The organism is Methylobacterium sp., from assembly GCF_019750675.1.
In the GTDB taxonomy this organism is placed as follows: Bacteria; Pseudomonadota; Alphaproteobacteria; order Rhizobiales; family Beijerinckiaceae; genus Methylobacterium.
In genome coordinates this window covers 1-11606 of record NZ_JAIEOF010000076.1, presented here as the reverse complement: position 1 = coordinate 11606, position 11606 = coordinate 1, and the positions used below count along the sequence as shown (strand labels likewise).

Here is an 11606-nt window from a genome sequence, read left to right as displayed (position 1 = left end):
TCGAGGAGATCCGCGTCCTCCGACGGGCCGATAGCGGAGCGGTGTTCGCTCACAGAATCCTGCCTCGCCGAATCCTGGCTCGCCGGGTCCGGTTCCGCCGAGGCGCCGCCGGGGGTGAGGAAGCCCAGCAGCGTGTCACCGAGGGCGCGCAGGGTGAAGGGCTTCGTCAGGGTTCCGTCCATGCCGGCGGCGCGCCAGGCTTCCGCCGCCGCGCCGACCACGTGCGCGGTCAGGGCGACGATGGGCAGGCGTCCGGCGCCGCGCAGCCCCTCCTCGGACCGGATCGCGGCCGCCGCCGCGTAGCCGTCGAGGACCGGCATGCTGCCATCCATCAGCACGAGGTCGAACCCGCCCCTCCGGGAGGCCTCCAGGGCAGCCTGGCCATCCTCCACCATGACGATCGCGGTAATGCCGAAGCGGGCGAGTGCCGCGCGGGCGACCTCGCGGTTCACCGCGCTGTCGTCCGCCACCAGCACCCGCGCGGACGGGAATTGCGGCAATGCGGCCGGCCCCGGGCCGGACTGCGCCTGGGCGGAGAAGGAGGTCCCCGACGCCAGGGCGGCCAGGGTCCGGCGCCATTCCGCCTGGACGATCGGACAGGTCAGGAGCGCGTCGGCCCAGCCCGCCCCGAGGGCACGGGCGCCGTCGGGCTCGCCGAAGCGGGCGAGCGCCAGCACGCGGCCCTCCGGCCCGGGGCGCCGACCGAGTTCCGCCAAGGTGGCCGCGTCGACGATCCAGTGCGCGCCGGACGCTTCCGGTGCCCCCATGCCGACCGGAGCGAAGCCGGCTGCCGCGAGCCCCTCGCGCAAGGTGTCCCCCGTCGCCGGCCCGGCCGTCGCCACGACGACGAAGGGCGCCACGCTCGCCTCCCGCTGGGGGACGGGGCGCGAGACGGCCTCGGCGGCCTCCAGCGGCACCTCGGCCCAGAAGGTCGATCCCTCGCCGAGGCGGCTGTCGACGCCGATGCGTCCGCCCATGGCGTGCACCAGCCGGTGCGCGATGGAGAGCCCCAGCCCGGTGCCGCCGAAGCGGCGGGTGGTCGACTGGTCGGCCTGCGAGAAGGCCGAGAAGATGCTGTCGACCTTGTCGGCCGCGATGCCGATGCCGGTGTCCCGAACGCTGAGACGCAGGGTCTCCGCCGGGCCGCGCTCCAGGCGCACGCGCACCGAACCGGCGTGGGTGAACTTGAGGGCGTTGTTGACGAAGTTTCCGAGGATCTGGCCGAGGCGGACCGGATCGCCGAGGACGCGGTCCGGCACGTCGGGCGCCAGTGTGGCGGCGAGATCGAGACCGGACTCGCGGGCCTTCTCGGCGAAGAGGCTGACCACGGTGTCGACGATCTCGGCCGGGTCGAGGGGAACGCGCTCGAGGTCCAGCTTGCCGGCCTCGACCTTCGCGAAGTCGAGGATGTCGTTGATGATGGCGAGCAGGCTCTGGCCCGAACGGGCGATGACCTCCGCGTGGCGCTTCTGCTGCTCGGGCAGGTCCGCCTCGGCCAGGAGTTCGGCCATGACCAGCATGCCGTTGAGCGGGGTCCGGATCTCGTGGCTCATGGTCGCCAGGAAGGTCGATTTCGCCTGGTTGGCGGTTTCGGCGGCCTCCTTGGCCGTGTGCAGGTCGGTGGTGCGCGCCGCGACCTCGTCCTCCAGGTGCTCCATGTGTTGCGCCAGGCGCCCGTCGCGCTCGCGCAAGGCTCCGAGAAGCGCGTTGAAGGAGCGCGCCAGGCTCCCGACCTCGTCGTCCCGGACGATGCGGGTGGTACGGGCGTAGTCCTGGCTCTCGCGTACCCCGTCCATGGTCTCGGCCAGCGAGGCGATCGGGTGCGTGATCGCGCGTTGCAGGCCGTAGGACAGGGCGACGCCGCAGCCGAGCGCCAGGAGCCAGCCGAGGACGGACGCCTTGAGGAGGCCCAGCACGTTGGCGGGCAGGTCGGTGGTGTCCGCCACCAGCACCAGGGTGCCGACCCGGCGCCCCGCCTCCAGGATCGGCGCCTGGACCTGGGCGGTCCGGCCGAACAGGAGGCGGAAGGGCGAGCCGCCCTCGCCGAGATCGATGTCGCTCTCCAGGCGGATCGCGAGGCCCCGATCGGCCAGGATGGAGCCGTCCGGACGCTCGATTCCCGCGTAGACGAGGCCCGGATGCCGACCGATGGCGTTGAGGGTCGCGGCCGCCCGGCCCGCATCCCCGGCATCGACGGCCCGGGCGCTGGCGGCGGCGAAGATTTCCGCGATCGTCCCGAGGGTCTCGCGCTTGGTGTCCGCGTAGCGATGCACCTCCTGCCAGAGCGAGAAGGCGGTCGCGGCCGTGAGGGCGAGCACGACGGAGCCGAGGACCGTGAGGGCGAGCCGCGCGGCCAGCGACCGCACCACCGCCAGCGCGGCGAAGCGGGATCTGCGGACGGGACGGGACGCGGGGCGTGGGTCGCTCATGGATGCCGAGCGTAGGCGAGCTTCCTCACTGTGCGCTTAACCGGCGTGTCGTCACGCCGCGCGGACCCGGTCTGCGCCTGGCGTCGCGATAGGCTCCATTGCCAAAAAATTAAATGGAGTGTCGTAGGCTTGGCCTACAGAGCGGGATTAATTCGGGTTGTATCGGACGAACACTGCCAACCCAGGCTTGATAGAACGTATAACCGAGACTTCATGTGACATGTTCGCCTCGCCCTTGAATCGACTCTCGCCGGCGGCGATTTCGCGACGAGGCAGCCTGGCGTCGGCGGTGCGCCGCTCTTTGACGAAGCGGTTCGGTGCGGATCAGCGCGGGGCGATGGCGGTCGAATTCGCCATGATCCTGTTCCCGCTGTTCATTCTGATCTTCTTCATCCTGGAGGGCGCGCTGGTCTACTGGGTCTCGTCCGCCCTGGACAACGGCCTCGATTCGTCGATGCGGCAGTTCTACGTCCAGGCCCAGGCCTCTCCCGAGACCCTGGCCGCCAGCGTTCGCGACGAAATCTGCCGGAACGTGTCCCCCTTCGTGAGTTGCGCCAGGCTCAAGCTCGACATCGCGGCCTATGACAGCTTCGGCGCCATCGACAACACCGCTCCGATCGATGCCAGCACGGGAACGTGGCGCGCCGGCTTCGGCGAGCAGCACGGGTGCCTGCGCAAGGGCAGCGTCGTCGTCGTGCAGGCCGCCCTGGCGCAGCAGACGTTCCAGAGATTCGGCATCGTGAAGGACCAGTTCAGCGATGGCAGCCGATTGATCCTGGCGACCGCCGTGCTCCAGCTCGATGGCAATTCCACGAGCAGCGCCGCCTGCTAGCACGATGAGCGACGCCTCCCGCCCGTTCGCGCGCCGCGCCCGCCGTCCCGGCGGACGGGCCGGCACGCGCTTCGCCCGCGCGGAGGGCGGCGTCGCCATCCTGGAATTCGCGCTGGTCACGCCGATCCTGCTGCTCATCTATTTCGGGACCGTGGAGCTGGCCACGGCCATGCGCTACGCCCGCAAGCTCGATCTCCTGTCCCGGACCCTGGGCGACACCTTCTCGCAGCGGAATGCGCCGACGCCGTCGGAATCCAGCGACATCTTCGAGGTGGCGCCCATCCTGATGGCGCCGTTCGGCAGCGCCGGCGTCCGGATGACGGTGAGTGCGGTCGGCGTCGTCGGCGATGCGGAGACGGGGCTCCTGCAGGTCTGCTCCAGCGCTTCGGCGGCGGGATCCCCGTTGCACCTGCCCGGCAGCCCGGCGCCGACGGAGACGGCCGACAGCGTGCAGCCGAAGGGCGCGCGCTTCCTCCTCGTGGAGGTCTCGGCGACCTATGCGCCCGTGACGGGCTCGGTCTTCCTCGGAACGGGTGCTGCGGGGTTCACCATGTCGCGCAAGACCCTGTGGCCGGTCCGGTACGGCCGGCGCTTCGCCAGCCAGAGCCCCGAGATCCTCATCGCGGGCGGCCCCCCCTGCCCGGTGCGCTGAGGGCCTTACCGATCCCACGGACGATGACGCTCATCCGGGCCGGACGGCGCGTTCACAAGCCCGGGGCTTTCCGTTAGGTTCCCGCCGCTCCGGGGCGCCGCGTCGCGCCGGACGATGGCTCCCGGCATCGCCCGCCCGGACCGGCACCGTCCGGCGCGCGGGACACTGCCGTTCCTCGAAGCTCCACAGGATGCAGCACCCGCGCATGACGGCTCGCACGTGACCCAGACCGAAGACCCCGCCGGCCCCGTCCGGAGCGCCCGCCTCGTGCTGGCCTCCGCCTCGCCCCGGCGCCTCGCCCTGCTGCAGCAGGCGGGCATCGAACCCGACGCGCTCCTGCCCGCCGACATCGACGAGACGCCGCACAAGTCCGAGACGCCGCGCGAACTCGCCCGCCGCCTGGCGCGCGAGAAGCTCGCCGTGGCGGGCGCCGCCGCGCGGCGGCGCGACGACATGCGCGAGGCCTACCTGATCTCCGCCGATACCGTCGTGGCCGTGGGACGGCGCGTTCTCCCCAAGACCGAGTTGCCCGACGAGGCGGCGGATTGCCTGCGCCTGCTCTCGGGCCGTCAGCACCGGGTCTACACCGCGATCTGCCTGCTCTCGCCCCGCGACGCCCGGCGCGAGCGGGTGGTGGAGACGCGGGTCCGCTTCAAGCGGCTCTCCGCGCGCGAGATCGACGCCTACCTCGCCTCGGACGAATGGCGCGGCAAGGCCGGCGGCTACGCCATCCAGGGCCTGGCCGGCGCCTTCGTGGTCAAGCTGGTGGGCTCGCACAGCGCGGTGGTGGGCCTGCCCCTCTACGAGACCCTGAGCCTCCTCGAGGGCGAGGGTTTTCCCGTGCGCCAGAGCTGGGGACAGCCCCTGTGAGCCCCTCCGATCCGACACCCGCCCGCCGCACGCCCAAGGCCGATCCCTGCCCGATCTGCCGCAAGCCTCCCGTGCCGGCCTTCACCCCGTTCTGCTCGGCGCGCTGCGCCGATGTCGACCTCGGTCGCTGGCTCACCGATCGCTACGCCATCCCCACCGCGGAGGACGAGGACGAGGACGCCGAGGGCTCGGCGGGACCGTCGCGCACGCGCGATTGAAGCCCGCGCCGGCCGTCCGAAAACTCTTTCGAACAAGGCTGGACAGGCCGCAATCCACCCCCTATACCCCCGCTCCAGCCGGTGCCGCTCACGCGAACCGGCGGCGGCCCAGGTAGCTCAGTTGGTAGAGCATGCGACTGAAAATCGCAGTGTCGGCGGTTCGATTCCGTCCCTGGGCACCATTCTTTTCCTGAGCATTTCCAGTCTTCCCGACGTCTTGCGGATGCGTCGATCCTGACGACGCATAGCGGAGGCGTATGGCCGGCTTCCCCCGGCCGCTCTCTTCTCTGGAACCACCCGCATGGCGCCCGATCGGACACGGCCCCCGCTCCTGCTCGTCACGAGCCTGGAGCCGGCGGACGAGGCGGCTTGGCGCGAGGCCTTGAGCCGGGCCATGCCGGACGAGACTCTGGCGAGGCCGGACGATCCCGAAGCGGTGCGCGGGGCCGAGATCGCCATCGTGGCGAACCCGCCGCCCGGCGCCCTCGCAAGGATGCCCGCTCTGCGCTGGATCCACAGCCTCTGGGCGGGCGTGGACCGCCTGCTCCTCGATGCGACGCTGCCGACGGTGCCGGTGCTGCGCCTCGTCGATCCGGCCCTGGCCGGCGCCATGGCGGAGGCGGTGGCCGCCGCGGTGCTGCACCTCCACCGGGATTTTCCGCGCTATGCGGATCAGCAGCGCCGGCATGTCTGGATCCAGCACGAGGCGCGCCCGGCGCAGGACCGCACCGTGACCCTGCTCGGCCTGGGTGAGATGGGGCGCGCGTCGGCGGCCGTCCTGCGCGCCCTCGGCTTCCCGGTCCAGGGCTGGAGCCGCTCCGGCGCGGCCTGCCCCGGCGTCGCGGTCGCCTCGGGTCCGGACGTGCTGGCACGCGCCCTCGAGCGGACCGACATCCTCGTCAACCTGCTGCCGCTCACGGCCGAGACGCGGGGCATTCTCGGCCACGACACCTTCGCGCGCCTGCCCCGCGGTGCTGGCCTCGTGAATTTCGGGCGGGGCGCCCATGTCGTCGAGGACGACCTCATCGCGGCGCTGGATTCGGGCCATCTCGGCCATGCCGTCCTCGACGTCTTCGCGACCGAACCGCTGCCGCCGGGCCACCGTCTCTGGGACCATCCGGGCGTCACGATCCTGCCCCACGTGGCGGCGCCGACGAGTCGCGCCTCCGCCTTGGCGATCGTGGCGGCCGCAATCCGGTCTTTCCGCGAGACCGGAACGGTGCCGGTCGGCGTCGACCGCGCGCGCGGCTACTAAGCAGATTTCGCAAAAGTGGTCGCCGGTTTTGCGGCTAAAACCTGCGACATATCAAAAAGCCAAGCAGAGTGAAGCGTTGGCTTGCGAAGGCGAACCTGCTTAGCGCCGCGACGTCGGCCGGGGCTTCAGGTCGTCGAGAGCGTCGGCATTGGCCCGGCCCCAGGCGTAGAGCATCTCCACCGGCTCGACGAAGCGGGCGCCGAGGGGGGTCAGGCGATACTCCACCGCGGGCGGCACCGTGCCGGCCACCTGTCGGGTGAGGAGGCCGCTCGCTTCCATGTCCCGCAGGGTCTGGGTCAGCATCTTCTTCGAGATGCCGGGCAGGCTGCGCTGGAGCACGCCGGTGCGGGCGCACCCGGCATGGCGGGCATGGAGCGTGTGCAGCACCATGCTCGTCCACTTCGTGGCGAACAGTTCGAGCACCCGGCGCGGCGCGCAATCCTCGCGCCACGCCTCGTCCGCGCTCAGCCTCTCCATCGTGGTTACCTTCCCGTGCCTATGACCCCGAACGGTGCCGTCTGGTCGGGGGCGGACTCTCTCCATAGGTCCGCCTCAGATCAAGACGGAGACTTTCATGACCCGAACGGCCCTCATCGCCGGCGTCAGCGGCATCGTCGGCAACAACCTCGCCCGGCACCTCGTGTCGGAGGGCTGGTCCGTGGCCGGGCTGGCCCGGCGCCCGCCGACCGACCTGCCCGGCGTGACGCCGGTGGCCGCCGACCTGCTCGACCCGGAAAGCCTGTACACCGCGCTGGCCGAGGTCCGCCCCACCGACGTCTTCGTCACGACCTGGCTGCGCCAGGCGACGGAGGCCGAGAACATCCGCGTCAACGGCGCGATGGTGCGCAATCTCCTCGATGCGCTGCGGCCAAACGGCGGCGTGCAGCATGTCGGCCTGGTCACGGGCCTCAAGCACTATCTCGGGCCGTTCGAGGCCTACGGGAAGGGCACGCTGCCGGCGACCCCGTTCCGCGAGGACCAGGATCGCCTCGATGTCGAGAACTTCTACTACGCGCAGGAGGACGCGGTCTTCGCCGCCGCCGCGCGGGACGGCTTCGGTTGGAGCGTGCACCGGCCCCACACCATCATCGGCTATGCGCTCGGCAACGCCATGAACATGGGCGTGACGCTCGCCGTCTACGCCACGCTCTGCCGGGAGACCGGCCGGCCGTTCCGCTTTCCCGGCTCGGCCACCCAGTGGAACGGGCTGACCGACATGACCGACGCGCGCATCCTGGCGCGCCAGATCGCCTGGGCCGCGACCACGCCGGCGGCCCGCAACGAGGCCTTCAACATCGTCGACGGCGACGTCTTCCGCTGGAGCTGGATGTGGGGCCGGATCGCCGACTGGTTCGGCGTGGAGCCGGCGCCCTTCGACGGCACGATCCTGCCCCTGGCGCAGCAGATGGACGGGGCCGCGCCGCTCTGGGCCGAGATTGCCGCGCGGCACGGCCTCAAGGAGGCCGATCTCGGGCGCCTCGCCTCGGCCTGGCACACGGACGCGGATCTCGGCCGGCCGATCGAGGTCGTCACCGACATGAGCAAGAGCCGGCGCCTCGGCTTCCTCGACTACCAGGCCACCGACGACGCGTTCTTCGACCTGTTCGCGCGCCTGCGGGCCGAGCGGGTCATTCCCTGACGCGCGCCCATCCCACCTCGGCGTAAGGGATCTCGACTTGGCGGCCGCGCCGTTCGACGCCATCATCGCCCGATCCCTCGATGCGCGAGACCCCGATCCGATGAAGCCGTTCGACTGGACCACCGGCTACCCCACCGTGCGGATGCCGATCTTCGGCCGCAACATGGTCTCGACCTCGCACGCGCTCGCCGCGCAAGCCGGCATCCGCATGCTCTGGCAGGGCGGCAACGCGGTGGACGCCGCCATCGCCACGGCCGCGGCCAAGACCATCACCGAGCCCTGCAGCAACGGGCTGGGCTCGGACGCCTTCTGCATCCTGTGGGACGGGAAGGCGCTGCACGGGCTCAACGCCTCGGGCGGGGCGCCGGCGGCCTGGACCCCGGACTACTTCACCCGGAAATACGGGGCGGCCGAGCGGCCGCCGATGCGGGGCTGGGATTCCGTCACGGTGCCGGGCGCCGTCGCCGCCTGGGTGACCTTGAGCGAGCGCTTCGGCAAATTGCCCTTCGCGGATCTCCTGCAGCCCGCCATCGCGATTGCCGAGCGCGGCTACCTCGCGCCGGTGGTGGTGCAGCAGAAATGGGCCGCCGCCGCGAAGGTGGCCGACCTCGTGCGCCAGCCGGGCTTCGCCGAGACCTTCCTGCCCCACGGGCGCGCTCCGCATGTGGGCGAGCGCGTGACCCTGCCGGGCATCGCTCGCGCGTTGCGGGCCATCGCCGAGACGAAGGGGCGCGCCTTCTACGAGGGCGAGATCGCCGAGGCCATGGCCCGGCACGCCGCGGCGCATGGCGGCGCCATGACGATGGCGGATCTCTCCGCCTTCCGGCCCGAATGGGTGACGCCGACCGCCAAGGATTACCGGGGCTACACGCTCCACGAGATCCCACCGAACGGACAGGGCGTCGCTGCCCAGATCGCCCTCGGCATCCTCGAATCCTTCGACCTCGCGGGCCTGGCCCCGGACGGGCCGGAGGCGCAGCACCTCCAGATCGAGGCGATGAAGCTCGCCTTCGCGGACACCTACCGCTACGTCGCCGACGCCCGCAGCATGGCGGTGACCCCGGAGGCGATGCTCGACCCAGGCTATCTCGCATCGCGCGCGAAACTAATCGACCCGCGCCGGGCTCAAGAATTCGCCGCCGGCAACCCGGTGCGCGGCGGCACGATCTACCTCACGGCCGCGGACGAATCCGGCATGATGGTGAGCTTCATCCAGTCGAACTTCATGGGCTTCGGCTCCGGGGTGGTCGTGCCCGAATGGGGCCTGTCCCTGCAGAACCGCGGCTACGGCTTCGTGCTGGATGCGGCGAGCCCCAACGTGGTGGCACCGGGCAAGCGGCCCTTCCACACCATCATCCCGGGCTTCCTCACGAAAGACGGCGCGCCCGTGATGAGCTTCGGCGTGATGGGCGGCAACATGCAGCCGCAGGGCCACATGCAGACCCTGGTGCGGATGATCGATCACGGCCAGAACCCGCAGGCCGCCTGCGACGCACCGCGCTGGCGCTTCAACGCCGGCCTCGAGATCAACGCGGAAGCCGCGATGCCGGCCGCGACCCTGCAGGGCCTGGTGGAGCGCGGCCACCGCGTCGACGTGATCGAGGACAGCTACCAGGATTTCGGCGCCGGCCAGTTCATCTGGCGCATGGGCGACCCCGGCACCGAGGGCTATGTCGGCGCCAGCGATCCCCGGCGGGATGGGCAAGTCTCGGTCTGGTGAGGTTTGCCGGTCGTCGATCGTCGGAACGCTTCGGACGCGTTCGCGGGGTCGGCGACCGGTCGCAATCCGGTCAGGCCTTGGCCTTCCAAAATGGATCGGACGTTCCGCCTCTGACCCAACCCAGCCACGCGGATTGCCTTAGGCGCTTCCAGAATGCGGTCATTCATCGATTATTTAAGGATATTGGCTTGGGTTGGTCCAAGCACCTTATGATTTTTTGGAAATCGCCCTTAAATCGGCCTGTTGCCAGATCGATTGTGTGAATGCGAGAAAGTCGATTGAGATCGTTGTCAAAAATTAGAATTGAATTTCCCGCTTCAATAATTTCGTTTGTTGTCGGGCCATTGATCGTTGCCGCGATGATTTCCATTCCTTTTGTATTTATTTTGGCAATGACCTTTTTTCTATTTCCTTATTTTTTTGCAATAATAGACGTATGGGCTTACGTAAACCGTCGGATATTTATAGAAAGTTGGAAACTTAACTTTCTATTTTCATTCATCTGTCTTCATGTCGCTCACATTTCACTCTCGCGGTGGCCTATAACGCGCGAGTTTTGTATGCCATTCGTTGGCTCTGGGATCGCCGCCGCAATTTATTCTTTATTTGGATTTGGGATTATAGAGGTTTTGCTTGCTGCTATCGGAGGCCTTTTTGCGTCCTTTGCGTTTTGCAAAGTGATGCGCGGTGGCGATTTGTAGTTTTTGCCATCTGTGTCGAGCTGCAGGCGTAGCAATGTCATCAGCCCTAAACGGCTGCCCTGCCCAAATACTGACCGACCGAAATCCATCCGTGCCGGCCTTCGGTAAATGCCAGGCAGATGAAGCTCATGGATAAGGCCTTCGTCGCGCTCGCGGTCATCGTCCTCAAGCTGGCCGTGAGGTTGGCAGGCCTGATCATCGACAGGCGCGCCGCCGTCGTCTCGACATTGGTCTACGTCACGGTTGCCGTGGAATACCTCCTGCAGAGCCCAGGCATCGCGACCCTGGCGATCGGGCTGTACGTGCTAGCGCTCGGCCTGCTCTGGAAGCCGGCCCGCCTCCTCGTGACGAGTGTGATGCATGCCCACTCCAGGGTAGCCTTCTTGCGCGCCAACAGCCCGACCTAGAGCCGTATCCGACCTGATTGCATCAGGCCGGCGGCTCTAGGCCTTTGTCATGACGCGCTTTTTTGCGGCCGCCTGGCATCCACTCGGTCGGAAAGCGCTCTAGGAACCCGCAGGTAGAGCGAGTCAGCCATGGGAATCTACATCCTCCAGCCGGTCGTCGCCCAGATCGGGCTGATGGTGGCACTTTACATTTGGTTGACGGTTGCCAGGACGCTGGCAGTGAGACGAGGTGACGTAAGGTACGACGCCTTCATACTTGGAAGCGGTGAGCCGCTGGACATTGCGCGGGTCACCCGCAATCTCGCGAACCAGTTCGAACTGCCAATCCTCTGGGTCGCGTGTATCGCGTGTCTCGTCGCGCTAGACGCGGTGACGCGGTTCGACGTCGCGATGGCCGGGCCTTCGTCGCCGGGCGCTTGGCCCATATGCTGGCTCAAACGCTGACAGACAACGTCCCACTGCGCGGGCAAGTTTTCACAGCCAACTTCCTCGCCTTTCTCGGCATCGCGGCGCATCCGGCTCTGATTTCGGTAGGACTTTCATAAAGTTTATCCTAAAAAATGATTTAAAAATTATACAAAGATAATCATCAACAGCTCGGCGGTAATTGAACATTTATTGCCTTGGTCAATATTATTGACATCCATAATTTCAGAATTTGAAGGATGGTCGAGATCCGATTGAAAGGCGATGTCTGCTTCAATACCGCGCTGCTCGAAAGCGGCCCGGCAAAAATCCACCCAAGCCAGTCGTACGGGTCCATTTCACGCAGCGATCGGGAACCGACCGTCCGACCCTCTGCATCCGGTCGATTTTGTTGAAAAACTCGTTCTCGGCCGAGGTCGGAGCGTGGGCGGGGTGAGCCCTCGTTCCCGAGCCGGGT

12 protein-coding genes and 1 tRNA gene are annotated in these 11606 nt (G+C 68.3%); 11 read left to right on the top strand and 2 right to left on the bottom strand.

What is annotated here, in order from left to right:
• Nucleotides 1-2429, bottom strand: a 2429-nt coding sequence (locus K2X24_RS03980; protein ID WP_292494880.1) for an ATP-binding protein, incomplete at its 3' end; no start/stop codon positions are given.
• Nucleotides 2430-2766: 337 nt separating this feature from the next.
• Between K2X24_RS03980 and K2X24_RS03975 the strand changes: the two genes are divergently transcribed.
• From K2X24_RS03975 to K2X24_RS03950, 6 genes are all read left to right on the top strand, one after another.
• Nucleotides 2767-3261, top strand: a complete 495-nt coding sequence (locus K2X24_RS03975; protein ID WP_292494878.1) for a TadE/TadG family type IV pilus assembly protein — start codon at nucleotides 2767-2769, stop codon at nucleotides 3259-3261.
• A gap of 4 nt (nucleotides 3262-3265) precedes the next feature.
• Nucleotides 3266-3913 carry a TadE/TadG family type IV pilus assembly protein gene (locus K2X24_RS03970; protein ID WP_292494876.1) on the top strand — a complete coding sequence of 216 codons (648 nt, stop codon included), beginning with the start codon at nucleotides 3266-3268 and terminating at the stop codon, nucleotides 3911-3913.
• Between the two features lie 219 nt (nucleotides 3914-4132).
• Complete coding sequence (locus tag K2X24_RS03965) at nucleotides 4133-4783, top strand: Maf-like protein (RefSeq protein ID WP_238277424.1); 651 nt, start codon at nucleotides 4133-4135, stop codon at nucleotides 4781-4783.
• A complete protein-coding gene (gene yacG / locus K2X24_RS03960) occupies nucleotides 4780-5001 on the top strand; it encodes a DNA gyrase inhibitor YacG (RefSeq protein ID WP_292494872.1) in 222 nt (73 codons plus the stop codon). Before K2X24_RS03965 ends, yacG begins: the two co-directional genes overlap by 4 nt.
• Before the next feature lie 106 nt (nucleotides 5002-5107).
• A tRNA-Phe gene (locus tag K2X24_RS03955) sits at nucleotides 5108-5183 on the top strand.
• Between the two features lie 119 nt (nucleotides 5184-5302).
• Nucleotides 5303-6256 (top strand): glyoxylate/hydroxypyruvate reductase A, encoded by a 954-nt coding sequence (locus tag K2X24_RS03950; protein ID WP_292494871.1) that lies wholly within the window; start codon nucleotides 5303-5305, stop codon nucleotides 6254-6256.
• Nucleotides 6257-6355: 99 nt separating this feature from the next.
• Here K2X24_RS03950 and K2X24_RS03945 read toward each other — a convergent pair whose 3' ends face one another.
• Complete coding sequence (locus tag K2X24_RS03945; protein WP_292494869.1) at nucleotides 6356-6733, bottom strand: helix-turn-helix domain-containing protein; 378 nt, start codon at nucleotides 6731-6733, stop codon at nucleotides 6356-6358.
• 97 nt (nucleotides 6734-6830) lie between these two features.
• Here K2X24_RS03945 and K2X24_RS03940 point away from each other — a divergent pair, with 97 nt between their 5' ends.
• From K2X24_RS03940 to K2X24_RS24345, 5 genes are all read left to right on the top strand, one after another.
• On the top strand, nucleotides 6831-7895 hold the full coding sequence (locus K2X24_RS03940) for an SDR family oxidoreductase (protein WP_292494867.1): 1065 nt from the start codon (nucleotides 6831-6833) through the stop codon (nucleotides 7893-7895).
• Nucleotides 7896-7995: 100 nt separating this feature from the next.
• Nucleotides 7996-9615: a gamma-glutamyltransferase family protein gene (locus tag K2X24_RS03935; RefSeq protein ID WP_292494882.1), complete on the top strand. Its 1620-nt coding sequence runs from the start codon at nucleotides 7996-7998 to the stop codon at nucleotides 9613-9615.
• Between the two features lie 820 nt (nucleotides 9616-10435).
• Nucleotides 10436-10723, top strand: coding sequence for a hypothetical protein (locus tag K2X24_RS03930; RefSeq protein WP_292494865.1), 288 nt, complete (start codon nucleotides 10436-10438; stop codon nucleotides 10721-10723).
• Between the two features lie 129 nt (nucleotides 10724-10852).
• The gene (locus tag K2X24_RS03925; protein WP_292494863.1) at nucleotides 10853-11167 is read left to right on the top strand and encodes an MAPEG family protein; all 315 of its coding nucleotides are present in this window, start codon (nucleotides 10853-10855) and stop codon (nucleotides 11165-11167) included.
• On the top strand, nucleotides 11149-11268 hold the full coding sequence (locus tag K2X24_RS24345; protein WP_366934434.1) for a hypothetical protein: 120 nt from the start codon (nucleotides 11149-11151) through the stop codon (nucleotides 11266-11268). The genes K2X24_RS03925 and K2X24_RS24345 overlap by 19 nt, the downstream gene beginning before the upstream one ends.
• Nucleotides 11269-11606: the final 338 nt, after the last annotated feature.

Bases quoted from the DNA above. Each gene is read 5' to 3' on its own strand.
- K2X24_RS03975 (WP_292494878.1), top strand. From the start codon at position 2,767: ATGGCGGTCGAATTCGCCATGATCCTGTTCCCGCTGTTCATTCTGATC.
- K2X24_RS03970 (WP_292494876.1), top strand. From the start codon at position 3,266: ATGAGCGACGCCTCCCGCCCGTTCGCGCGCCGCGCCCGCCGTCCCGGC.
- K2X24_RS03950 (WP_292494871.1), top strand. From the start codon at position 5,303: ATGGCGCCCGATCGGACACGGCCCCCGCTCCTGCTCGTCACGAGCCTG.
- K2X24_RS03945 (WP_292494869.1), bottom strand. From the start codon at position 6,733: ATGGAGAGGCTGAGCGCGGACGAGGCGTGGCGCGAGGATTGCGCGCCG.
- K2X24_RS03940 (WP_292494867.1), top strand. From the start codon at position 6,831: ATGACCCGAACGGCCCTCATCGCCGGCGTCAGCGGCATCGTCGGCAAC.
- K2X24_RS03935 (WP_292494882.1), top strand. From the start codon at position 7,996: ATGAAGCCGTTCGACTGGACCACCGGCTACCCCACCGTGCGGATGCCG.
- K2X24_RS03930 (WP_292494865.1), top strand. From the start codon at position 10,436: ATGAAGCTCATGGATAAGGCCTTCGTCGCGCTCGCGGTCATCGTCCTC.
- K2X24_RS03925 (WP_292494863.1), top strand. From the start codon at position 10,853: ATGGGAATCTACATCCTCCAGCCGGTCGTCGCCCAGATCGGGCTGATG.
- K2X24_RS24345 (WP_366934434.1), top strand. From the start codon at position 11,149: ATGCTGGCTCAAACGCTGACAGACAACGTCCCACTGCGCGGGCAAGTT.